The sequence below is a fragment of the Butyricicoccus sp. OF10-2 genome (assembly GCF_003481925.1).
GTDB lineage: Bacteria > Bacillota > Clostridia > Oscillospirales > Butyricicoccaceae > Agathobaculum > Agathobaculum butyriciproducens.
The window spans coordinates 61167-85180 of record NZ_QUMC01000011.1; the positions used below are offsets into that span (position 1 = coordinate 61167).

Sequence of the window (24014 nt, forward strand, 5' to 3'; positions counted from 1 at the left end):
AAGCAAAATCCTCACTTTACCGCCGTAAGGCGGTATTTCATCGGAAATTCTCCGAATTTCCATAAATTTCGGGGACATGTGCCTCGGAATCTATACAAGAAAGAAAATCTGTGTGCCGCAGAGCGACGCGCAGATTTTCGCCCGGGACATATCCGCGTTTGACGTGATATGTCCTTCTCGTCCGAAAGCATGGTTTCGGACGAATAATTAAGGAACCGGGTCATAGGGTCCTCTCTTAGAGAAAGGATTGCAGCGGCAGATGCGCTTAAACGCCAGCCAGCCGCCCTTGAGTGCACCGTATTTCTCGATGGCCTCGATCGCATACTGCGAGCAGGTCGGGATATACCGGCAGCAGGGCGGTTTGTTTGGAGAAATATACCGGCGATAAAACCGGATCATCGCCAGCAGCAGCCGCTTCATGTCCGAGCTGCCGCAACCTTGTTGTCCTTCAAGGCACGCAGCAGCGATTTTTCGATTTCCTGATAGCTTGCGCCTACGGCCCGTACCCGTGCGACCAGCACAAGGTCGATGCCGTCGGCAAATTTGTCCTCGTTGAGACGGTACGCCTCACGAAACAAACGCTTGATGCGGTTTCTTTTCACCGCACACGCCAGCTTGGCGCTGACGGTGAGTCCCAGCCGGTTGTAGCCGAGCTTGTTCCTGCGGCAGTAGATCACAACGTGTTTTCCTGCCGTGGACACGCCACGATGATACAATCGGCGGAATTCGTGGTTTTCCTTTAAGGATACTGTTTTTTTCATCTTCTGATGCTCCCGTTTTTTCCTGATGCCCTCGAAAAAAACGTATTTTTTCTTTGCATCTGATGGTTTGCAAAGCTGATTTTACTGTTTCGTTCGTTTCGGTCAGTAAAATCCGAACCTGAATACCGTATTTTCGCTGCATGGACTGCACCCTAAACAGAATGACACCGCTTCAGACAGCGATTGCTGGAGTGGTGTTGCCCGTAAACGAAAAAACGAGCCGCACGAATGCGGCTCGTTACGAACTCTTTTGCGCCGCTGGCGCGAATTTTCAGGAAGTCTGAATACTCCCTTTACAGGCTGTCATTAAGCAGACAGCTTAGCGCGACCCTTAGCGCGACGGCGTGCAAGTACCTTGCGGCCGTTGGACGTGGACATACGCTTACGGAAGCCGTGCTCCTTGGAGCGCTGACGCTTCTTCGGCTGGAACGTTCTCTTCATAACTTTGTGCACCTCCCTGTTCTAAAATTTACAGATGGGCACCGGCATAGGTCCGGCGCAAGACGCGGGCATATGCCGCTGCCTGTCTGCATAATAGGATACGATATTTATTATCCTATATAGGTTCGATTTTGTCAAGTATTTTTTCCGACCCTCGGAACGAATTTCAGCAGTTTGCACAGGTTGTCAACATGTTGTGGATAAGTAGAAACATATGCTCAATGGCTTGCGGAATCTCGGTTTTCGGCAATCTGCGGATTTTCGGATTTTCGCGGAAAATCCGTCTATTCTCGATGAATTTTTGCAGAAATTCCGCAGTTTTCATAAAAAACGCCGTGCATTTTTCCCAATCGGCTTTAATTCTCGATTTTTTTGACGTAAAAAAAGCCGATTTTTTTAAATTCCGCAAAGTAAATAAACCGGTTCGGCTGTTCAAAATCACGCTGCCACGCGGCACACCGCCGAACAGTTATCCACATCGACGCATTGAACTTGTGGATAAAATATGCTATTATAAAATAGAATCATTATCGACAGGAGGCGCCCTATGGCAAACAATATATTGGAGATGGCGCTCGAGCAGCTGGACTTCCCTCCTTCCACCATTTCCGCTTGGTTTGACGACGTAACGGTCGTTTCCTTTGGGGATAATCGGCTGGTGCTGCACTCTCCGGTGCCCTTTAAGAAAGAATTTATCGAGTCCAAATTTATCGCTCCTCTGCAGGATGTGCTGCACAACCTGACCGGCGACCCGATCACGGTCGTTGTGGTGACCGGCGAATACACCGCGCCGAGCACGAGCACTTCTCCGTATGACGACTACACATTTGAGCGTTTTATCGTTGGTTCGAGCAACAAATTCGCGCATGCGGCTGCACTTGCGGTTTCGCAGCGCCCGGCGGCAGAGAACAACCCTCTTTTCATCTACGGCAACTCGGGTCTGGGCAAAACGCATCTGATGTATGCGATCGCAAACGTGCTGCGCCGCACCCATCCAGAATACCGCATTATATATGTAAAGGGTGAGGATTTCACCAACGAGCTGATCACCGCCATCCAGGAAGGCAACGTACAGGCATTCCGCAACAAGTACCGCATGGTTGACCTGCTGCTGCTGGATGACGTGCAGTTCATCGCCGGCAAGGAGCGCACGCAGGAGGAATTTTTCCATACCTTTAACGCGCTTTATGAGGCAAAAAAGCAGATCGTGCTCACTTCTGACCGTCCGCCGAAGGAAATCAACACACTCGAGGACCGCATGAAGACCCGTTTTGAATGGGGTCTGCTGGCTGATATTCAGCCGCCTGATTTTGAGACCAGAATCGCTATTATCCGTGATAAAGCGGTCAAAATGGGCGTTGAACTGCCCGATGACGTATCCAACTACATTGCAGAGAATATTCAGGCAAATATCCGCCAGCTCGAAGGCGCAGTCAAAAAGATCAAGGCCATGCACGAGCTGATGGGCGAACGCATCACGGTTTCGCTCGCGGAAAACGCGATTGACGCGCTGCGCACCGAGAATCCGGGTCTCAATCCGACACCGGAGCGCATTATGGAAGCGGTAGCGAACTACTTCTATATCCCGGTCGAGCAGATGATCTCGCAGAACCGCTCCAAGGATGTGGCCTACCCGCGGCAGATGGCAATGTACATGATCCGGCAGGAGCTTGAATACTCCTTCCCCGATATTGCAAAGATATTCAAGCGCGACCATACCACCGTCATGCACGCCTGCAACAAGATCGAGGAGGAGCGCAAGAACTCCCGTGAGACCGAGGACGTCATCAAAAAGCTGCATAATAATATCCGCGGCGACGGCTGATCTTTACCGTGCATTCGTGCAAAACGGCTTTTCCACAGCCTAAAAATGCACAGCCTAATTATCCCCAATCAACCTGTGGATTCCACATGGATAACTCTGTGGATAAACAGTGGGGTTATTTTCACTGTGTATCGTTTATTTTTCATCCACAACCTCCTGTGTACGACATTTCCCGCGCCATACCTGAGGATTTTCGGGTTTTCCCCAATTTCCCCAGGTACTACTACGAATACTATATCCTATCTTTCTATTCTGTGTGATCTTTCTCGCCGCCGGCAATACCTGCTGAAAGCTGTTCGCGTGTCGAGGACACAGTCATTAAGAGGTGTGTGCCATCGCACAGTATTCGCCGATGCATATTTATAAATATGCAAACATTGCATAAATCGACTCTTTGTTTTATTTCCATTTTTGAGAGGAGCAACTATGAAGTTTTCCTGTGAAAAAGAAACCCTGCTGAATTTGCTCAACATCGCCTCCCGCGCAGTAACCGGCAAAAGCTCGATGCCGCTGCTCGAAGGTCTGCTGCTGGCAGCCGATGCAGACACTCTGACCATCACCGGCTACGATCTGTCCATGGGCATCCGCACGACCGCGCAGGTCGATGTGGTAGAGCCCGGCAGAATCGTACTGAATTCCCGTCTGTTCTGTGACATCGTTCGCAAGCTGCCGCAGGACGTGGTCTACCTTGAGACCGACGACAAGCTGATGACCACCATCAAGTGCGGCCGGTCGGTGTTCAACCTGATGGCCAGCGAGGCTGACGAATATCCGGCTCTGGCTGATGTGGCCAGCGACAAGGGACTCTCTCTGCCGCAGCCCATCCTCAAGAGCATGATCGCGCAGACCATTTTCTCGGTTTCGGATAACGAATCCAAGCCCATCCACACCGGCTGCTTGTTTGAAATCGAGGCAGCCGCCTGAACGTCGTGGCCGTTGACGGCTACCGCCTGTCTGTACGCCGTGAGACCGTCGAGGGCGTTCCCGATGATATGAAGTTTGTTGTGCCGGGCACGTCCCTGCGCGAGATCGAACGAATTCTGGACGATGATGACGATATTGTCGAGATTTTCCCGGATTCCAAGAACATTTTGTTCCGCATCGGCGGCACGACCCTCATCACCCGTCTGATCGACGGCGAGTTTCTCAACTACCGTGCGGCCATTCCGAAGGAGTTCGAGCACGAGGTTTCGGCGGATCGCCAGGAGCTGATCCAGTGCATCGAGCGTGTCTCCCTGATCGTGTCGGAAAAGCTGAAAAACCCGATCCGCTTCCACTTTGACGGCTCGTATGTGCAGATGTCGTGCGTGACCGCGATCGGCAAGAGTTATGACGAATGCCCGTTTGACGGCTCGATCGAGAACCTTGAGATCGGCTTCAACAACCGTTACATTCTGGAGGCGCTGCGCGCGGCCGGCGATGAGCAGGTGAAGCTGCAGCTCAAGGGAGCGCTCAACCCGATGATCATTTCGCCGATGGAAGGCGATAAATACACCTATCTTGTACTGCCTGTGAGACTGAAAGCCAATGACTGAAATTAAAATTGAAACCGAATTCATCAAACTTGATGCACTGCTCAAATTTGCAAACCTGGTAAGCTCCGGCGGCGAAGCGAAGATCCGCATTGCCGAGGGCGAAGTGCTGGTAAACGGCGAAATCTGCACCATGCGCGGCAAAAAACTGCGTTCCGGTGACACGGTAGAGCTGGACGGCGCGAAGGTCTGCATCAAATAAAATAAACACTATGTATGATAACGAACGCAATTTTGCGTGTCCGTTATCATACAAATCGCCTAATATGGAGAAGCCATGTACATCAAGTCGTTAAAACTGCAGAATTTCCGCAACTACGCGGACGAATCGTTTGCGTTCGATCCGGCGGTCAACCTGATCTGCGGCGAAAACGGACAGGGCAAAACCAACCTGCTCGAAGCGGCAGCGGCCTGCTCGACCATGCGGCTGTTTCGCACGGCTCAGAAAAAAGAGGGGCTGCGGTTCGGAGAGAATCATGCTTTCATCTTTGCGGATTTTGTCGCGCAGGAGCGCGATATTTCGCTTGAACTGCGGTTTTCCCGCACCAAAGCGATGGAAATCTATAAAAACGGTGTGCGACAGAAACGCCAGTCAGACACACAGGGACTGCTCAAAACCGTACTGTTCTGCCCGGAGGACCTGATGCTTGTCCGCGCCGGAGCGGCGGCTCGGCGTCGGTTTCTCGATACTGCGCTGTGCCAGATGCGGCCAAACTATGCGCGCTATCTCGAGGAGTACAACCGTCTGCACGAGCATAAAACGCGCATTCTGCGCGACAGTGAAGAAAAGCCTTCCCTGCTCTCCATGTGGGAGGATTTCTCGCTTCGCATGGCGCATATCGGCGCGCAGATTATCCGCTACCGCGCGTACTACTGCCGTAAGCTGCTCAAGGCTGCGGCCGCCGTCTATGCGGATATTGCGCCGCACGAGGTGCTCTCCGGTGTGTATAAGACCGTGTCGAGTGTCAGCGACCCGTTTGCAGACGCACGGACAATCGAAAAGCAACTCATCGACCATGCGTTCAGCCATAAGACCGCTGAGATTGCAGCAAAAAGCTGTCTCTCCGGTCCGCATAAGGACGATTTGGAGCTGTTGCTGGATGGCCGCAGTGCCGCTTCCTTCGGCTCTCAGGGACAGGTGCGGACCTGCACATTATCGCTTAAACTCGCCGAGCGTGAGCTGTTCTTCGACGAGGACGGCGAGTATCCGGTGCTGCTGCTCGACGATGTGCTCAGCGAGCTTGACCGCCGTCGTCAGGACTTTGTGCTCAACCGCATATCGGCGGGTCAGGTCATGATCACCTGCTGCGAGGACGGCATCTCGGAAAAGCTGCGTGCAGGCGCGGTTTTCCATATCCAAAACGGCAAAAAATCCGCAGAAACACACTAAAATCACATATTTTTACAAACTATTGCACGGCGGGAACAGATACCACCTCGAAATTCCCTGCCGTGCCCTTGTTTTCTTTCAAAAAAACAGAGAAATATTTGTTTTTCCTTAGGTTTAGGGTACACAATTAGTGAAAAAAGTGGTATAATTAAATCCAGTTAGTAATTAGGAATTGGGGTGTCGCGCACGGCGCGATTGTTGAAACGGATAGAAAATCCGCAGGACTTTAATTACGCATTACTAATTTCTAATTATTCCGGAGGAATAGAATGTATTTACATTTAGGTCAGGACTACATCGTGCCCTTGCAGAGCGTAGTTGCGGTGTTCGATATGGACACGGCGACCGCATCCAAGCGCACGCGCCTGCTGCTCGAACGCCTGCAGGACGAGGGACGGATCATCGAGCTGTACGACGATCTGCCGCGTGCGGCTGTGCTGTGCGAAAACGCCCTCGGCGAGACCCTGTACCTGACGCAGCTTTCTCCGCAGGCTATTCAAAGACGTGCGGAAAAGGGCTACGCCGTTTGATAATTGAAAATTGAGAATGGGTAATGGAGAATGAGGTTCGGCGCGGTGCGCTGTGATTTAATAAAAGCATAACCGCGCAAGGATAGCGGCATTTTCCATTTTCAATTCTCAATTATTTTGTTCCCGCAATTTCTGGAAAGGAAATTTAACGATATGAGTGAAGAAATCGAAATCAAGGACGAAGTGCTCGACCTGAAGGTTACCGAGACCTATGATGAAAATCAGATTCAGGTACTCGAAGGCTTAGAGGCTGTCCGCAAACGCCCGGGTATGTACATCGGCTCTACCTCGGCACGCGGTCTGCACCATCTGGTGTACGAAATCGTCGATAACTCGATCGACGAGGCGCTGGCAGGCTACTGCACGCACATCGAAGTTACGATTGAAAAGGGCGATATCATCCGCGTTGCCGATAACGGCCGTGGTATTCCCTGCGGTATTCACCCGCAGATGGGCATCCCAACGCTCGAGGTTGTACTCACCGTCCTGCACGCAGGCGGCAAGTTCGACGGTTCCGGCTACAAGGTATCCGGCGGCCTGCACGGCGTTGGTTCGTCGGTCGTAAACGCGCTGTCCGACTGGCTGGAGGCCGAGGTACGCGATGGCCATACCAAGCACTACATGCGCTTTGAGCGCGGTGTAACGACCGTCAAGATGCGCGATACGCCGTGTGAGAGCGAAACCGGCACGACCATCCGCTTCCACGCGGACCCGGAGATCTTCGAGACTACGGTCTACGAATACGATGTACTCGAAAAGCGTCTGCGCGAGCAGGCGTTCCTGAACGCCGGACTCAAGATCACGCTGCGCGACGAGCGCGACGATGAGCCGGTCGAGGAGGTCATGCACTACGAGGGCGGTATCCGTCAGTTCGTGGAGCACCTCAATCGCACGAAGACGCCGCTGCACGATCAGGTGATCTACATGGAGGGCAGCCGCGATACCTCGATGGCCGAGGTTGCCATGCAGTATACCGACAGCTACAGCGAGCTGATGCTGTCCTTTGCCAACAACATCAACACCACCGAGGGCGGTACGCACGAGACCGGCTTTAAGGCTGCTCTTACCCGTGTACTCAACGATTACGGCAAGAAATACAAGCTGCTCAAGGACGATGAGTCCTTCAAGGGCGAGGACGCGCGTGAGGGTCTGACCGCGATTATCTCGGTCAAGCTGCAGGAAGCACAGTTCGAGGGCCAGACCAAGACCAAACTGGGCAACAGCGAAATGCGTGCGCTGGTGGACGCGATGGTTTCCGAGAAGCTGATGACCTTCTTCGAGGAGAACCCGCAGGTAGCGCGCACCATCATCGAAAAGGCGCAGACCGCCGCGCGTGCCCGCGAGGCTGCAAAGAAGGCGCGCGAGATGACCCGCCGCAAGTCTGCACTGGATTCGGCTTCCCTGCCGGGCAAGCTGGCGGACTGCATTGAAAAGGATCCGACCTACACCGAAATCTACATCGTCGAGGGTGATTCCGCAGGCGGCTCCGCCAAGGAAGGCCGCGACCGCCGTCATCAGGCGATCCTGCCGCTGTGGGGCAAGATGCTGAACGTCGAAAAAGCGCGTCTCGACCGTGTTTACGGCAACGACAAGCTGACTCCGATGATTACCGCGTTCGGCGCGGGCTTCGGTGATGATTTTGACCTCGCAAAGCTGCGTTACGGCAAGATCATCCTGATGGCCGATGCCGATGTGGACGGCAGCCATATCCGCACCCTGCTGCTGACATTCTTCTTCCGCTTCATGCGCCCGCTGATCGAGCACGGCCATGTGTTCATCGCACAGCCGCCGCTGTTCAAGAACGAAAAGGGCAAGGATGTCCGCTACACCTACACCGAGGAGCAGCAGCGCGACTGCATCGCTGAAATGGGCGACAACGTGCGCGTACAGCGCTACAAGGGCCTCGGCGAGATGGATCCGCAGCAGCTGTGGGAGACCACCATGGACCCGGAGCATCGTACACTGCTGCAGGTTACGATGGAGGACGCGGCAGCCGCCGATGAAACCTTTGCACTCCTGATGGGCGAAAAGGTAGAACCCAGACGCGAATTTATCGAGCGAAATGCAAAATATGTAATGAATTTGGACGTATAAGGGAGAAAACTATGCTGTTTTTTGAAAATGATTACGGTTATGGCGCACACCCCAAGGTTTTAGAACATCTGGCACAGACGAATATGGAGCCGGTTTCCGGCTACGGCAACGATAAATTTACCGCTTCGGCGGCAGAAAAGATTAAAGCGGCGGCGGACTGCCCGGACGCTCAGGTGTATTTTCTGACGGGCGGCACACAGACCAACATGGTCGTTATTGATACGCTGCTCCGTCCGTATGAGGGCGTTGTGGCGTCCTCCTGCGGGCATGTGAACACGCATGAAGCCGGCGCCATCGAGTCCACCGGACACAAGGTGCTGACCGTTCCGCATAAGAACGGCAAGCTAGATGCGGACGATCTCCGCGAATATGTTCAGACCTTTTACGCGGACGCAAGCCATGACCATATGGTATTTCCCGGCATGGTGTACATCTCCCATCCGTCTGAATACGGCACGCTTTACACGAGAAACGAGCTGGAGCGCATTTCTGCCGTTTGCAAGGAGTTTGCCATGCCGCTGTTTCTGGATGGTGCACGCCTCGGCTACGGCCTCACGGCGGATACCGATGTGACACTGGCAGACATCGCAAAGCTCACTGATGTGTTCTACATCGGCGGCACCAAATGCGGCGCACTCTGCGGTGAAGCCGTTGTGTTCACGCACGGAAATATGCCGCGCCAGTTTGTCACGATGGTCAAGCGCCGCGGCGCAATGATCGCAAAGGGCCGTCTGAACGCGCTGCAGTTCGATGCCTTGTTCACTGATGGGCTGTACGAGAAAATCTGCGCACCGGCGGTCAAACTCGCCATCAAGCTGCGGGACGGTCTCAAAGCAAAGGGATATCGCTTCGCGATCGAGTCCCCCACCAACCAGCAGTTCATCATTGTAGAAAACAGCAGACTGCCTGAACTGAAAACCAAGGTAGTTTACAGCTTTATAGAGAAATACGACGCGGAGCATACGGTCATCCGTCTGACGACCAGCTGGGCGACGACCGAGGAGCAGGTGGACGAGCTTCTCAGTATCCTCTAAGCGATAAAAACAGTCGTTTTCGGCTGAAAGCCAACACTTTTGGAGGCAAAATTAAAATATGAGTCAAGAATACGAACAGCAGAAAATCATGCAGGTCGATCTCGAACGCGAGATGAAGAAAAGTTATATCGACTATGCAATGAGTGTTATTGTCGGCCGCGCGCTGCCGGATGTGCGCGACGGCCTCAAGCCGGTACACCGCCGCATCCTGTACGCCATGTACGAGGACGGCCTGACCTCGGATAAGCCCTACCGCAAGTCGGCAACGACCGTCGGTAATGTGCTCGGCCGCTACCATCCGCACGGTGACGCATCGGTTTATGACGCGATGGTGCGTATGGCGCAGCCGTTCTCGCTGCACTATCCGCTGATCGACGGTCACGGCAACTTCGGTTCCGTGGACGGCGACCCTCCGGCAGCTTACCGTTACACCGAGGCCCGCATGGCCAAGCTGGCAAACTACATGCTGGCGGATATCAAGAAAAACACGGTCGATTTCCAGCCGAATTTCGATGAGGAGCGCCAGGAGCCGGTCGTACTGCCCTCCCGCTTCCCCAACCTGCTGGTGAACGGCTCGTCCGGTATCGCGGTCGGCATGGCGACCAACATCCCGCCGCATAATCTTTCCGAGGTCATCGACGGCACCTGCTATGTCATCGACCATCCGGAAGCCGAGATGGACGAGATCTGTCAGTTTATCAAGGGCCCGGACTTCCCGACCGGCGGCGTTATCATGGGCCGCAGCGGCATCCGTGCGGCTTATGCAACCGGCCGTGGCAAGATCAAGGTTCGCGCAAAGACCGAAATTGTTGATCTGCCGAACGGCAAGAGCCAGATTATCATCACCGAGATTCCGTACATGGTCAACAAGGCGCGTCTGGTCGAGTCCATGGCAAATCTCGTCAAGGATAAGCGCGTGGAGGGTATCACGAATATCCAGGACCATTCCTCGCGTGAAGGCATGCAGATTGTGGTCGATATCCGCCGTGACGCGAACGCGCAGGTCATCCTCAATCAGCTGTTCACCTACTCTCAGCTTGAGGATACCATTTCGATGATTCACATCGCGCTCGTGCCGGGTGCGGGCGGCAAGCTGCAGCCGCGTGTGCTGACGCTGCGCCAGATTCTCGATCAGTATATCGGTTTCCAGAAGGACGTTGTCGAGCGCCGCACGCGTTTTGATCTCAAGAAGGCGCGCGACCGTGCACACATTCTGGAAGGTCTCAAGGTCGCAACCGACAATATCGACCGTATTATTGCCATCATCCGCGCTTCCAGAAACGAAGCTGAAGCCAAGGAAAACCTGATGGCAGAGCCGTTCTGGATTGATCAGATTGCGTTGCTCGGCATCGTGGACGGCTCGGAGCACTTCGAGTTCCACCTCGACGAGCCGCAGGCGCAGGCCATCGTAGATATGCGTCTGGGCCGCCTGTCCGGTCTGGAGCAGGAGAAGATCAACGACGAGTATAAGGATCTCGAGAGCCGCATTGCGGGCTTTGAGGAAATTCTGTCGTGCGATGCGAATATTCTTGCTGTTGTCAAGCAGGAGCTGCAGGAAATCAAGCAGAAGTACGGCGATGAGCGACATACCCGCATCGAAAATGTAGCAGATGAGATTGACATTGAGGATCTCATAGAGCAGCAGGACTGCGCCTATACCCTCACCCACTTCGGCTATATCAAGCGCCAGCCGACCTCGGTTTACCGCGCACAGCGCCGCGGCGGCCGCGGTGTTTCCGCAATGAGCACCCGTGAGGAGGACTTCGCAAAGGATATCTTCACCGCGTCCACGCATGACACCATCCTGTTCTTCTCGGATCGCGGCAAGGTTTACAAGCTGAAGGGCTACCAGATTCCGGAGACCGGACGCTCGGCAAAGGGTATGAACATTGTAAACCTGCTGGAGCTGGAAAGCGGTGAAAAAATCACCGCAATGTTCCCGATTCAGGAGTTTGCAGATGATAAGTTCCTGTTCTTCGTCACCCGTCAGGGTATTGCAAAGCGTATCGTGCTGAGCGACCTGCAGAACATCCGCCGCGCGGGTCTGCGTGCGCTCAACCTCAACGAGGATGACGCACTGGTTGACGTTCGCCTGACCGACGGCGAGCAGAACATCCTAATTGCCACCCACGAGGGCAAGGCCATCTGCTTTGACGAGAACGAGGTTCGTGCAATGGGCCGTGTGGCTACCGGCGTGCGCGGCATCAAGCTGGCTGAGGGCGATTACGTTATCGGCGCGGCGCGTGCCCGCAAGGACGCATATGTGCTCTCCATTACCGAGAACGGCTACGGCAAGCGCACCCCGGTCGAGGAGTTCACCGTGCATCATCGCGGCGGCGGCGGCATGATGCTGCATAACCTGACCGAAAAGACCGGTCTGGTGGCAGGCATCGCGGTTGTAGACAGCGAAAACGACGTTATGATCATCACCGATGACGGCGTTATCATCCGTACCGGCGTTGAGGAGATCCGCGAATGCGGCCGCGGCTCGCAGGGCGTTATCGTAATGCGCACCGGTGAGGACGTGAAGGTTATCTCGATTGCCCGCACGGACAAGGAGGAGGAAGACCCGGCAGAAGCCGAGGAAGAAACCTCTGAATCCGCTGAAAACGCAGAGTCCACCGAAGCAGCTGAAGAATAAACAGCAAAAGACGAGTCCGTTTGAACTCGTCTTTTTGTACCTGAAAAACAGAAAAACCGCCTGTAAAGGCGGTTTTTTGACTTATACAGTTTTACGCGGTAGCGACTGCAGTATCCTCGACCTGCTCGTAAACGATGCTGATGATAGACAGCACCACGGTAGCGGTAGCGATGCAGATATGCTGCAGATCGTCGTTGATGCCATGCGGCTTAGTCGAAGTGCGGTAAGCCTCGTGCATCGTGGAAATGCGGTTCACGAGTGTGTCCACGGTCGTGGGCGGAATGATGGGACTTGCCCATTTCTCAAACTTATCTTCGGTCATACGGCGGCGAATTACCAGTGCAACGCGCTTTTCATAAACATAATGTGCGAGCAGATTGTGCTCGTAGATATCGTCGTTGTGCGGGTAGGTGAAAAAGTCGGTCATGTAGTGGCAGATTTCGCCGAGATCGACCGACAGCTCGCGTCCGTTGGTACGCCCGATGGTATACTTGTGCGTAAAAGTGCGGATTTTTTCCATCACCTCATCCATCATAATGGACGGGTTATGGCGTTTGGTGAGGTAAGTACCGGTCAGATCCGGTTTCAGATTGCCGTAAATAAAGCCGCTCTGATCAAAGGTCACGCCGCAGGTCTGCTCAACGTAATCCATCAGCAGATTTGCAACGCGAATGTGGGATACGGAATCCATTTATCAGTCCTCCAAGACGGAACATATGTTAATGCTAACAGTAAATATTAAATTAACAATTTCTTAACACCCGAAAAGCATCCTCTCCGCTTTTCACGATTAAAGCTAGTATAGCACACTTTTTGCACATTGTCTCGCTTTTTTGAAAATTGTAACGCAAACAACACAGAATGTTAACAATTTTGCGGATTATCACAATTTAAGTTGCATTAAATTGGTTATCTTGCCCGGTATTGCTCGCTCTTGAATTTGATTTTGCCCTCAAGTGCCTTGCGCAGACGTGCACACATGGCTTCCCTGTCCTGATTGAGCGTGCCCGCCAGATTAACGTAGTTAGACGCGTGATTTGCACGGAAAACACTGCCCTCGGAGTCGATATGCTCGAGCAGGATGAGGGTTTCGTGCGCGATTTCAATCGGGTTCATCAGGTAGAAACGGCCCTCCTGCCAGTCGCGCATGAGCGGTGTCGGCAGCTCAAACAGCAGGGTCAGCAGGCCGATGTACTCTGGCTTCATGCGGGAGAGTGCTCCTGCGGTCTTGATGGCGTGCTCCTCGCTCAGCTCCAGCGAGCCGAGACCCGCAATGCAGGTAACGGACAGCTTCATGCCGGCTTCCTTGACCATCAAACCCGCACGAACGATCTCATCGGCGGTTTCGCCCTTGTTGATGCGGCGCAGTACCTCATCCGAGCCGGATTCCAGACCCAGATAGATCATCTCCAGACCTAAATCGTGCAGCATGTTCAAATCTTCCTGCTTTTTGCACAGAATGGACGCTGGAGAGCCATAGCTGGTAACGCGCTCACACTCCGGAAATACCTTCTTGATGTAGCGCAGGATTTCTGCCATGTGCTCGGGACGGCACATCAGCGCATCACCGTCTGCCAGAAAATACGGCCGACACGGCGGTACATGCGGCGTGCCTCGTCAAAATCTGCCTTGACCTCCTCCAGCTTGCGTACGCGGAAACGCTTTTCCTTGTACATATCGCAGAAGGTGCACTTGTTGTGGCTGCAGCCGATGGTGACCTGCACAATTAGGCTGTATGCCTCAGAGGGCGGACGAAAAACTCTGCCTTCGTATTCAATCATGGGTAAAAACTCCTTATTTTAGCTATTTGGATAAACAAAACGGACGGAGTATTCCGTCCGTTTGCTGGTAACATTGGGTTAGTCCTCTTCGGCTTCCGGCTCTTCCTCGGCCTCAGCCTGCGGCTCCTCAGCCGCCGGTTCAGCTGCCTTGGGCGCATCGTCAAATGCGTCCTGATATACCGAAGTATCCGCACACTCCTCTGCGCATGCGCAGGAGGCACAGTCGGACTCGGCACGCATCATTTCCTCCAACTCATCCATGGCCTTCAGTTCAGCCTCGTGGTAAACTTCCTCTTCACGCTTTTTCTGAAGCATGACAAGCGCTGCGGTAGCACCGGCTGCACAGGCAAGGCTGGTCAGCAGCAGACCTGCTTTCACCTTGGTAGAATTTTTCACGGTATCCACTCCCTCTCAAATGATGCGGAACTATTGTCATAATAAAAATCAATTAAACAAAATACAGCGTAAATGCCGATTAAGTGCTTTGCCTATACTTTACCATACGGACGGAGCAAAGTCAATGCTAACGGCACATTTAGCCGAGCTCATAGGCGCGCTTAATGCATTTATCGCAGGCTTCCGACACGATTCCGTACAGATCGCGGTCCTCAAGCACCTTCATGCCCTCAATGGTGGTGCCGCCGGGCGAGCACACCGCGCGGATCAGCTCTGCCGGCGTCTTATCGCGGCGCAGCAGCATTTTGGCCGAGCCGATCATGGTCTGACAGATGAGCGTCAGCGCGTCGTCCTCGTTGATACCGTGCTGCTTCGCGCTCTGCACGAACGCGTCCGCGTAGGCATACAGGTACGCCGGAGCCGAACCGGCATACGGAATGACCTCGTTGAGCATGTTCTCCTGCTCAAACGTGACGGTAACGCCCATGGTGTTGAACAGTTCACAGAGTTCGGACAGCTGCTTGTCGGTTGCGGCCGCATTCTTAACCAGCTGGGTTGCGCCCTCGCCGAGCATAAGCGGCGTGTTCGGCATCACGCGGATCATTGCGGTGTCCGCGCCGAGCGCACCCTCCAGCTTGGCGAAGGTCACGCCTGCGGCAATGGATACGACAAGCGGCTTTTCTCCTTCAAATTTCGCCAGATTCGGCAGGATTTCGTCAAAATTCTGCGGCTTAACGGCCAGCAGCACGATCTCGCTTTCTGCGTAGACCTCGGTATAGTCACCTGTGACGGCGTAGCCCTTGGCTGCATGAGCGGCGCGTTTTTCCTCGCTGCGGTTGAACATCAGAACCTGCTCAGGCGTGAGACGGCCTGCGCGCACTGCGCCTTCTGCGATAGCGGTACCCATGTTGCCGGCACCGAGAACACCGAATTTGTATTTTTTCATGTCAATACACCTCGTTTATGGTTTATTTTCATATATGCTTAAAGATAGAGAGCAGCCCGCTCTGCGAAAGGAATGCTGCCGTTTCTTTCAAATTATGGCAGATAAAACAATCATATCTGATAAAAGATATTATAGCACAATGGACTTTTCCTGCAAACAGCTTGTGAAAAACTTTCGGATATGGTACAATAAAAATACTTTTATTTCATTATGGCTGTCATTTCGGACAGGCTAAAAGATATTGTATGTAAGGGAGTAAAACACAAAACATGGAACAAAAAAAGAGAAGCAGCTTCTCCAGCCGAATTGGTTTCGTGCTGGCGGCGGCAGGCTCGGCGGTAGGTCTGGGCAACCTTTGGCGATTCCCCTATCTGGCGGCACGGTACGGCGGCGGTATTTTCCTGCTGGTGTATCTCATTCTCGCGCTGACGTTCGGCTTTTCGCTGATGATTACCGAGATTGCCATCGGACGAAAGACCCGTCTGTCTTGTATCGGTGCGTACAAGGCGCTTGATAAGCGGTTCGGATTCCTCGGCTGGCTGGCGGCGTTCGTGCCGTTCATCATCACGCCGTATTACTGTGTTATCGGCGGATGGGTTATGAAATACCTGTTCACCTTTATCAGCGGCAACGCACTGGAGGCGGCCGACAACGGCGGATTTTTCAGCAGTTTCATTGGCTACGATGCGGGTTCGCTGTCCTCGACGATTTTCAGCTTAAATGGACCGACCCCGTGGTTCATCCTGTTCGTGCTGGCGACCACCATTGTCGTTATCTTCGGTGTTGAGAAGGGTATCGAGAAGGCGAGCCGTATCATGATGCCGATTCTCGCCATTCTGGCGATCGTTATCGCAATCTACTCACTGACCATTCCGGGTGCACTGCAGGGCCTGAAATATTATATTCTGCCCGATTTCTCGCAGTTTTCGGTATCTACCGTGCTTGGCGCGATGGGACAGATGTTCTACTCGATGTCGCTGGCAATGGGTATTATGATCACCTACGGCTCCTATATGCAGAAGGAAAATCTGCTTGAGCACTCTGTCACCCAAATTGAGATTTTCGACACGCTGTTCGCGTTTGTGGCCGGTCTGATGATCATTCCGGCGGTTATCGCGTTCAACGGCGGCGATCCGTCTCAGGTAAACAGCGGTCCGGGTCTGATGTTCATCACTCTGCCGATGGTATTCGACTCCATGAAGTTTGGCACCATTATCGGCGCAGTATTCTTCCTGCTCGTGCTGTTTGCGGCGCTGACCTCCTCCATTTCGCTGATGGAACACTGGTTTCCGTGCTGATGGACAAGGCACACATGAAGCGCAAGACGGCTACCATCGTTATTACGGTAAGCTGCCTGCTCATTGGCATGCTGTCCTGTCTTGGCTATGGTCCGTGGGCAACGATCACCGTTATTGGCATGCAGTTCCTCGATTTCTTTGACTTTATCTCCAACTCCGTGCTCATGCCGATCGTGGCGCTGCTCACCTGCATCCTGATTGGTCATGTAGTCGGCGCTAAGGTCATCGCAGACGAGGTAAAGGAAGGCGCTGGTTCGTTCCACCGCGAGAAGCTGCACCGCGTTATGGTGCGCTGGGTGGCTCCGGTGATGCTGGCAGCGATCCTCGCTTCCGAGTTGGCAACCAAGGTATTCCACCTTTTCACTATCTAAAGGCAACACCGCACAATTAAAGCCGCGGCTCCTTGCGCAGGCTCCGGTCGCGCTGCCGCGGCGCTTTGCGGAAATTTTGCGCCCTGATTTTGGCTTCGGTTCCTTGCGCGAGTTCCGTCCGCGCTGCCGAGATTTCTTGCAATACGGCAAGTATTGCTGCAAATTCGCGCCTCATCAGTACGCAAAATTTGATCGCAAATCGCTCTTGTTCAATTATGCGGTATTGCCTAACACTCTCACAGGAGAAAACCAATGAAAACTGTAACCATTTACACGGATGGCGCGTGCTCGGGCAATCCGGGTCCCGGCGGCTGGGGTGCGATCCTGCAGTACGGCAAGGCGGAAAAGGAGCTTTCCGGCTCCGAGCCGTCCACCACGAACAACCGCATGGAGCTGCTCGGTGTAATTACCGCCCTCGAGACCCTCAAGGAGCCGTGCTCGGTCGATCTGTATTCGGACAGCAAGTATGTTGTTGACGGCATTACCAAGGGCTGGGCCAAGGGATGGCGTGCGCGCGGCTGGGTTAAAAGCGATAAGAAACCTGCAAAAAATCCGGAACTCTGGGGTCGTCTGCTCGATCTGCTGGATAAACACGAGGTGCGGTTCCATTGGGTCAAGGGGCATGCGGATAATCCATATAACAACCGCTGTGACGAGCTTGCCGTCGGCGAGTATCAGAAGTATAAGTAAGGCTGTCGCGAAACTACAGTTTCGCCGACAAGCAGGAACGGACCGTGGGCCGTTCCAAAGTCGTCCGAAAGTTCCTATACAGAAACTTTCTCCCTCCAGAAGTGTAAAAACCGAGATACATGCTCCCGGTTTTTACGAATTTGCGAAGCAAATTCTATTTTACGCGCGCTACAGCGCGAATTGGATGGAGCGACAGGAATATCCACTCTTTAGACAAACTGAACACCTTCTTCATATTTTGTGAAGAAGGTGTTATTTTTTGCGTAAAAAGGTCTCTTTTACGCCGATATAGAGTAAAACCACGCCGAAAGCACGCCGCAGCAGATCGGTGTCCACTCTTGCGGCAAGCAGCGCCGCAAGCACGGACGTCACCACGCCTGCCGGTACGCAGCATTTGACCGCTTCCCTTTCGATGAGTCCGTTTTTGCGGTGCGAAATCAGCGCTGCAGGCGCACACGAGAGAAAATACAGCAGGTTGATGCCGCCCGCCTGATACTGCCCTGTCCCTTTAAAAAGTGTCAGATACAGCAGCAAAAGTGATCCGCCGCCAATGCCGAAGCCGCTTAAAATACCGGTCAGCAGACCGATTGCGACCGCAAGTACCGCGCTCACAGCAGCAGGACGGCACGGATGCCGCCATAGAGAATCAACACGCCGAATGCACGGCGCAGCCAGTCCGCCTTTACCCTGCCGAATAGCTTTCCGGCCAGCACGCCGCCTGCCGCGCCGCCGAGCAGATACGGCACCGCCTGCCCAATCGGCAGACCGCCCTTTAGCCAGTAAATCACCGCTGAGACCGCGCACAGCGGGAAAATTACCGCGACTGAGGTTGCAAATGCGCGCTTCTGCTCCATGCCGCACCAGGAAATCAGCAGCGGTACGAGAAATAACCCGCCGCCCGCCCCGAAAAATCCGTTTGCTGCACCGGAAAGTGCACCGGTGACCGCATATTTTACTGAAATTTTCATAAAAGAAACCCTCCGGTGACAGTTTGCACCGAAGGGCTTGCTTTTATGTGTATTATTTGTCGGCTTCGCGCTCGCGTTCCTCTTCCTTTTTGAGCTTCTGCTCGTTGGCGTAAACACGGTTCTGCAGACGGCACAGCTCCTGTGCAAGCGGGTCCGGCAGGTTGACCTGGTCGAGTGCATATGCCGGAGACGGACCGACACGCTGACCGGCAATCTTGACGACGCGCGCTTTGATGCCGACAACCGTGGAATCCGGCGGAACCTCCTGCAGTACGACAGCATTCGCGCCGATACGGCTGTTGTCACCCACCTTGAACGGTCCGAGAACCTTCGCGCCGGTCGAAATGAGCACGTTGTTGCCAATGGTCGGATGACGCTTGCCGGTGTCGTGACCGGTACCGCCGAGCGTTACACCGTGGTAAATCGTGCAGTCATCACCAATCTCGGCGGTTTCACCGATAACGATGCCCATGCCGTGGTCAATAAACAGGCGTTTGCCGATCTTGGCGCCCGGGTGGATCTCAATACCGGTCATATGCCGTGCAAACTGCGACAGTGCACGCGCAAGAAAGAAATGCTTGTGTTTGTACAGCCAATGCGCCTGACGGTGGTAAAACAGGGCATGAAAGCCCTGATAGAGCAAAACAACTTCCAATGTGGTGCGTGCTGCCGGGTCACGGTCCCGGATCGAGCGTGCATCCTCGAGCAATCCCTTAAAAATCATAGTATCCCTTCCAAACTTTAGGGGTATAAAGCAGTATATGCAATCGGAAGATAAAAGGTTCCGACAGTCGTTTATGATACTTGCATAAACGAACGATAGTATCATTATAGACTCTTTTCGGTGAAAATTCAAACACTACGTTGAATTCCGTGAAAAAAGTGGTATAATGTAAGAAGATTATGCTGAACGAGGTACGAAAATTATGAAAATTACTGTCATGGGACTGGGGTATATCGGCCTGCCGACGGCGATCACGCTGGCTGAGGCCGGTTTTGAGGTCTGCGGCTTTGACGTAAACAAAAATACCATCGAAACCCTGCAGGGCGGTCATATCCATATTGTAGAGCCGGGTCTGCAGGAAGCCTTTGAAAAGGCTGTTGCACACGGTCATCTGCATTTTTCCGAAGAGCTTGGCAAGTCCGATGTATTCTATATTTCGGTTCCGACGCCGTTTTTTAAGGACGAGAACGGCAGCCACAAGGCTGATTTGCGCTTTGTAGAGTCTGCAGGCCGCATGGCAGGCAAGATGCTCGAGCCGTCCAATCTGGTCATTCTGGAGTCCACCGTGCCGCCGCACACCTCCGAGATGCTCGCACGCGTACTGAGCGAGGAATCCGGCATCCCGATGAATGAGATTCACGTTGCACATTGTCCGGAGCGCGTTATCCCGGGCAACATGATGTACGAGCTGAAGAACAATGACCGCATCGTCGGCGCCCGCACGCCGGAGGCTGCTGAAATGGCGGCATCCATCTACGAGAAGGTGCTTGAGAAGGGTGTTGTTCACAAGACCGACGACCTGACCGCCGAAATGTGCAAGCTGACCGAGAACACCTTCCGCGATGTCAACATCGCTTACGCAAACGAGCTGTCCGTCATCTGCGACAAGATGGGCATTGACGTTTTTGAGCTGATCAAGCTGGCAAACTGCCATCCGCGCGTTAACATCCTGACCCCGGGTGTCGGCGTTGGCGGCCACTGCATCGCAGTTGATCCGTGGTTTATCTACGAGCAGTTCCCGGCGGAGGCAAAGGTTATCCTTGCGGCACGCGAGCGCAACGAGAACAAGCCGCACTTCGTCGCTGACAAGGTTGTAGCAAAGATGAAGAAGGTAACCGACACGGTCGGCGTGCTCGGCCTGTCCTATAAGCCGGACGTTGACGACCTGCGTGAGTCGCCGTCTATCGAGCTGTGCCACATCCTGCAGGAAAAGGGCGTAAAGGTTATCGCGTGTGAGCCGTTCGCCAAGGACACTGAGGTGCAGAACATCCCGAACGTATCGTTCGAGGAGGTTCTCAAGGCAGATTATCTGGTCATCACACTCGGTCACACGCTGTTCAAGGAGAATAAGGACAAGATTGCAGAGAAGCCGTACTTCGACTGCGTTGGTATGATGGAATAATTTCACAAATAGCAGAAAGCCGCCTGTCCGGGCGGCTTTCTGCTATTTGAAGTAGGAATTAGTCGTTAGAAATGTGTAATTATGGGCGTTCTGCCGCTGAAATCCGGTTCATATAATGCGGAACAGGGGAGAGGTGGGATGCCGATGGACGATATCTTACAAGTAAATGAGCGGCTGCGCGGCCTGATATGGGCGCGCCCATGCTGATTCTGCTGCTTGGCACCGGATTGTACTTCACAGCGGTGACCGGCGTTTTTCAGGTGCGGTACTGCGCGCTCTGGTTGCAGAAAACGCTGTTTTCCTGCTTTACCGGTGCCGCAAGACGGACAAGCGGCGGCGTTTCGCCGTTTGCGGCCATGTGCACTGCGCTTGCCGCAACGGTCGGTACGGGCAACATTGCGGGCGTGGCAACCGCGCTGACGCTCGGCGGTCCGGGCGCGGTGCTCTGGCTGTGGGTGAGCGCCTTTGTCGGCATGATGACGGCTTTTGCGGAGAACACGCTCGGGATGCTCTACCGTGAAAAGGGGAGCGACGGCAGTTGGCGCGGCGGAGCCATGCTGTATCTGAAAAACGGTCTGCACAGTCCGCTATTGGCGGGAGCCTTTGCGCTGTTCTGTGTGCTGGCATCGTTCGGTATCGGCAACATGAGCCAGTGCAATTCAATCGCGCAGGGACTTTCCGGCTCGTTCGGCATACCGAGCGGGATCGTCAGCGCGGTGACAGCGGTTTTGCTCGGCGCGGTGCTTCTCGGCGGCCTCAAACGGCTGTCCCGCGTGACGGAAACACTCGTGCCGTTCATGGCGCTGTTCTACATGGGCGGCGCGGTCGTTGTGCTGTGGGTGCATCGAGCGAATCTGCCGCAGGCATTCGCGCAGATTTGTTCGATGGCGTTCGATACAAGGGCAGGCACGGGCGGCGTGCTCGGCTACGGCATGACGCAGGCCGTCCGGGCGGGTGTGTCGCGCGGCGTGTTCTCGAATGAGGCCGGGTTGGGCTCGTCCGTCATGGTGCATGCTGCCGCAGACGCAAAAGAGCCGTGTGAACAGGGGATGTGGGCGGTTTTTGAGGTGTTCTTCGACACGATTGTGATGTGCAGTGTCACCGCGTTCGTCATTCTCACGAGCGGGGTATACGACGTAAGCCGCTACGCGCTCGCGTCCGGCACGCCTTTGCTTTCTCAGCTGACAACCGGTGCACAGCTTACCGCAGAGGCGTTCTCCACCGTATTCGGACGGTTCGGCGGGGGCTTCGTTGCGGTGTCGCTCGCGCTGTTTGCATTCTCGACCCTGCTCGGCTGGTCGTATTACGGGCAGCGTGCAGCGGCCTATTTGATGGGGGAGCGGGTAATTCCGGTCTACAAGGCGGCCTTTCTTCTGGCGGCGGTAGCGGGCTGCATGATGCGGCTTGAGCCGGTGTGGGCGCTCAGCGACACGTTCAACGGCTTGATGGCGCTGCCTAATCTGGCGGGCGTGCTGGCGCTTCGGCGGCAGGTGATTGCGGAATGGTGTCGCTATAAACACGATTTATGACGTTAAACCATTGCAAGTTGCACAAAAATATCCTTTCGGACGGAAAAAACAGGATTAGCACTTGTAAATCCGGTTAAATCCATATAAAATAGAATGGAATTGCGGACACGATTTGTCTGTGTATAAGGGGGAAATAAGGAATGGACGTTACGGCAACTGTTTGGACACTGCTGCCGCCGATCATCGCGATCGCGCTTGCACTGATCACGAAGGAGGTTTACTCCTCGCTGATGATCGGTATTCTTTCGGGTGCGCTGCTCTATACGGGCTTCCATCCGCTGAAAGCCGTCGAAACGACTTTCACCATCATGGGCAGTAAATTGGGAGATAATATCAATATTTGTATCTTCCTCGTACTGCTCGGTATTCTGGTATCGCTCATCACCAAATCGGGCGCATCACGCGCATACGGTGAGTGGGCGGTCAAAACCATTCGCAGCCGGCGCGGCGCGTCGTTTGCGACCTCGTTCCTCGGAATGTTCATTTTCGTGGACGATTACTTCAACTGCCTCACCGTCGGCACGGTCATGCGCCCGGTGACGGACAAGTACAGCATTTCCCGGGCAAAGCTGGCGTACATCATCGATGCAACGGCGGCTCCGGTCTGCATCATCGCGCCGATCTCCTCGTGGGCGGCGGCGGTCGGCTCGTCTCTGCCGGAATCGAGCACGCTGGACGGCTTCTCGCTGTTCCTCAAGACCATCCCGTTGAACCTGTACGCGCTGCTGACGCTCGCGTTCCTCATCTGGCTGATGGCTGCTGATTTCGACTTCGGCCCGATGAAAAAGTACGAGCTTGCGCATAAGGATGATGATCTCTCTCTGATTGAGGAGACTCACGTTGTAGCCGGCTCGGGCAAGGTTTACGACCTGATCCTGCCGATCAGCGTACTGATCGTGCTCTGCATTGCAGGTATGCTGTACACCGGCGGCATTCTGGAAGGCGCGAACATCGTTGAGGCGTTCGCAAACTGCGATTCTTCCACCGCGCTGGTGCTCGGCTCGTTCTTTACGCTGCTGTTCACTTTTGTGCTGTACATCCCGCGCAAGGTGCTGTCCTTTGGCCAGTTCTGTGAGGCATTCACCGAGGGCTTCAAGGCGATGGTTCCGGCTATCCTCATCCTGACGCTCGCGTGGACGCTGTCTGGTGTCTGCCGTGAAGAGTACCTCAACATCGGCGGCTTCGTATCCTCTGTAGTGAAGGCGGAATCCACCATCGGTATGTTCATGCCGGCGGTATTCTTCCTCATCGCGCTCGGTCTGGCTTTTGCCACCGGTACTTCCTGGGGCACGTTCAGCATCCTGATCCCGATCGCTATTGCGGTATTCGGCGATGCACCGTCCACCATGCTGATCATGACCGTGGCAGCCTGCCTGTCCGGTGCGGTCTGCGGCGACCACATTTCGCCGATTTCGGATACGACCATCCTCGCATCCGCGGGTGCACAGTGCAACCACATTGATCACGTTTCCACGCAGATGCCGTACGCGCTGATGATCGCGGCGATAAGCTTTGTAGGCTTCCTTGTCGGCGGTGTGACCGGAAACGACATTCTGGCGCTTGGCGTAGGTGTGGTGCTGCTGGTGCTCACCGTTGCGGTTATTACTGCACGCCAGAAGAAAAAGGCGTAACAACGTCAATTAAAGTCGAAAAATTATGCT

24 protein-coding genes and 1 pseudogene are annotated in these 24014 nt (G+C 54.2%); 14 read left to right on the forward strand and 11 right to left on the reverse strand.

From position 1 onward, the window contains the following. Positions 1-207: 207 nt before the first annotated feature. The 3 genes from yidD to rpmH form a co-directional block, all read right to left on the reverse strand. Entirely contained in the window at positions 208-420 is a 213-nt protein-coding gene (gene yidD / locus DXB00_RS07625) for a membrane protein insertion efficiency factor YidD (protein WP_117491172.1), read from the reverse strand. Next, positions 417-761, reverse strand: a complete 345-nt coding sequence (rnpA, locus tag DXB00_RS07630; protein ID WP_110435756.1) for a ribonuclease P protein component — start codon at positions 759-761, stop codon at positions 417-419. Before rnpA ends, yidD begins: the two co-directional genes overlap by 4 nt. A 306-nt stretch (positions 762-1067) precedes the next feature. Further along, positions 1068-1202 (reverse strand): 50S ribosomal protein L34, encoded by a 135-nt coding sequence (gene rpmH / locus DXB00_RS07635; RefSeq protein ID WP_110435757.1) that lies wholly within the window; start codon positions 1200-1202, stop codon positions 1068-1070. Positions 1203-1749: 547 nt separating this feature from the next. Between rpmH and dnaA the strand changes: the two genes are divergently transcribed. The 9 genes from dnaA (at position 1750) to gyrA (ending at position 12248) form a co-directional block, all read left to right on the forward strand. Beyond that, positions 1750-3027 carry a chromosomal replication initiator protein DnaA gene (gene dnaA, locus DXB00_RS07640; protein WP_243022633.1) on the forward strand — a complete coding sequence of 426 codons (1278 nt, stop codon included), beginning with the start codon at positions 1750-1752 and terminating at the stop codon, positions 3025-3027. Positions 3028-3453: 426 nt separating this feature from the next. Then, entirely contained in the window at positions 3454-3951 is a 498-nt protein-coding gene (locus DXB00_RS07645) for a DNA polymerase III subunit beta (protein ID WP_119214720.1), read from the forward strand. 5 nt (positions 3952-3956) lie between these two features. Further along, positions 3957-4562 (forward strand): DNA polymerase III subunit beta, encoded by a 606-nt coding sequence (locus DXB00_RS07650; RefSeq protein WP_158581274.1) that lies wholly within the window; start codon positions 3957-3959, stop codon positions 4560-4562. After that, the gene (gene yaaA / locus DXB00_RS07655) at positions 4555-4761 is read left to right on the forward strand and encodes a S4 domain-containing protein YaaA (RefSeq protein ID WP_110435759.1); all 207 of its coding nucleotides are present in this window, start codon (positions 4555-4557) and stop codon (positions 4759-4761) included. Before DXB00_RS07650 ends, yaaA begins: the two co-directional genes overlap by 8 nt. Before the next feature lie 75 nt (positions 4762-4836). Next, positions 4837-5949, forward strand: a complete 1113-nt coding sequence (gene recF / locus DXB00_RS07660; RefSeq protein ID WP_118729260.1) for a DNA replication/repair protein RecF — start codon at positions 4837-4839, stop codon at positions 5947-5949. Positions 5950-6218: 269 nt separating this feature from the next. Next, positions 6219-6479: an extracellular matrix regulator RemB gene (gene remB, locus DXB00_RS07665; protein ID WP_110435761.1), complete on the forward strand. Its 261-nt coding sequence runs from the start codon at positions 6219-6221 to the stop codon at positions 6477-6479. 153 nt (positions 6480-6632) lie between these two features. Continuing rightward, a complete protein-coding gene (gyrB, locus tag DXB00_RS07670; protein ID WP_118360549.1) occupies positions 6633-8573 on the forward strand; it encodes a DNA topoisomerase (ATP-hydrolyzing) subunit B in 1941 nt (646 codons plus the stop codon). Positions 8574-8584: 11 nt separating this feature from the next. Then, complete coding sequence (locus DXB00_RS07675) at positions 8585-9607, forward strand: threonine aldolase family protein (RefSeq protein WP_118729261.1); 1023 nt, start codon at positions 8585-8587, stop codon at positions 9605-9607. Positions 9608-9665: 58 nt separating this feature from the next. Next, complete coding sequence (gyrA, locus tag DXB00_RS07680) at positions 9666-12248, forward strand: DNA gyrase subunit A (RefSeq protein WP_118729262.1); 2583 nt, start codon at positions 9666-9668, stop codon at positions 12246-12248. Between the two features lie 91 nt (positions 12249-12339). Here gyrA and DXB00_RS07685 read toward each other — a convergent pair whose 3' ends face one another. The 5 genes from DXB00_RS07685 to proC form a co-directional block, all read right to left on the reverse strand. After that, positions 12340-12939 carry a zinc dependent phospholipase C family protein gene (locus tag DXB00_RS07685; protein ID WP_118360546.1) on the reverse strand — a complete coding sequence of 200 codons (600 nt, stop codon included), beginning with the start codon at positions 12937-12939 and terminating at the stop codon, positions 12340-12342. 218 nt (positions 12940-13157) lie between these two features. Further along, the gene (locus DXB00_RS07690) at positions 13158-13805 is read right to left on the reverse strand and encodes a radical SAM protein (RefSeq protein ID WP_330427921.1); all 648 of its coding nucleotides are present in this window, start codon (positions 13803-13805) and stop codon (positions 13158-13160) included. Beyond that, positions 13805-14029, reverse strand: a complete 225-nt coding sequence (locus DXB00_RS17945; protein ID WP_330427922.1) for a hypothetical protein — start codon at positions 14027-14029, stop codon at positions 13805-13807. Before DXB00_RS17945 ends, DXB00_RS07690 begins: the two co-directional genes overlap by 1 nt. A gap of 78 nt (positions 14030-14107) precedes the next feature. Continuing rightward, positions 14108-14425 (reverse strand): hypothetical protein, encoded by a 318-nt coding sequence (locus tag DXB00_RS07695; RefSeq protein ID WP_117750626.1) that lies wholly within the window; start codon positions 14423-14425, stop codon positions 14108-14110. 139 nt (positions 14426-14564) lie between these two features. Further along, entirely contained in the window at positions 14565-15371 is an 807-nt protein-coding gene (gene proC / locus DXB00_RS07700) for a pyrroline-5-carboxylate reductase (protein WP_118729264.1), read from the reverse strand. Positions 15372-15640: 269 nt separating this feature from the next. On the opposite strand from proC, the pseudogene DXB00_RS07705 reads away from it, so the two are divergent. After that, a pseudogene (locus DXB00_RS07705) lies at positions 15641-17040 on the forward strand (sodium-dependent transporter). A gap of 252 nt (positions 17041-17292) precedes the next feature. Next, the gene (gene rnhA / locus DXB00_RS07710) at positions 17293-17730 is read left to right on the forward strand and encodes a ribonuclease HI (protein WP_110435770.1); all 438 of its coding nucleotides are present in this window, start codon (positions 17293-17295) and stop codon (positions 17728-17730) included. A gap of 252 nt (positions 17731-17982) precedes the next feature. Here rnhA and DXB00_RS07715 read toward each other — a convergent pair whose 3' ends face one another. From DXB00_RS07715 to epsC, 3 genes are read right to left on the reverse strand one after another with little or no spacing between them, the layout of a single operon-like run. Then, positions 17983-18342 carry a sulfite exporter TauE/SafE family protein gene (locus tag DXB00_RS07715; RefSeq protein ID WP_118729266.1) on the reverse strand — a complete coding sequence of 120 codons (360 nt, stop codon included), beginning with the start codon at positions 18340-18342 and terminating at the stop codon, positions 17983-17985. Next, the gene (locus DXB00_RS07720) at positions 18339-18698 is read right to left on the reverse strand and encodes a sulfite exporter TauE/SafE family protein (RefSeq protein WP_118360541.1); all 360 of its coding nucleotides are present in this window, start codon (positions 18696-18698) and stop codon (positions 18339-18341) included. Before DXB00_RS07720 ends, DXB00_RS07715 begins: the two co-directional genes overlap by 4 nt. Before the next feature lie 52 nt (positions 18699-18750). After that, a complete protein-coding gene (gene epsC / locus DXB00_RS07725; protein ID WP_118729267.1) occupies positions 18751-19527 on the reverse strand; it encodes a serine O-acetyltransferase EpsC in 777 nt (258 codons plus the stop codon). A 97-nt stretch (positions 19528-19624) separates the two neighbouring features. Here epsC and DXB00_RS07730 point away from each other — a divergent pair, with 97 nt between their 5' ends. From DXB00_RS07730 to DXB00_RS07740, 3 genes are all read left to right on the forward strand, one after another. Continuing rightward, positions 19625-20824, forward strand: coding sequence for a nucleotide sugar dehydrogenase (locus DXB00_RS07730; RefSeq protein ID WP_119214722.1), 1200 nt, complete (start codon positions 19625-19627; stop codon positions 20822-20824). Positions 20825-21012: 188 nt separating this feature from the next. Beyond that, complete coding sequence (locus DXB00_RS07735) at positions 21013-22353, forward strand: alanine/glycine:cation symporter family protein (RefSeq protein WP_243107181.1); 1341 nt, start codon at positions 21013-21015, stop codon at positions 22351-22353. Between the two features lie 140 nt (positions 22354-22493). After that, positions 22494-23984, forward strand: a complete 1491-nt coding sequence (locus DXB00_RS07740; protein WP_117491189.1) for a Na+/H+ antiporter NhaC family protein — start codon at positions 22494-22496, stop codon at positions 23982-23984. The last annotated feature ends 30 nt before the right edge of the window (positions 23985-24014 follow it).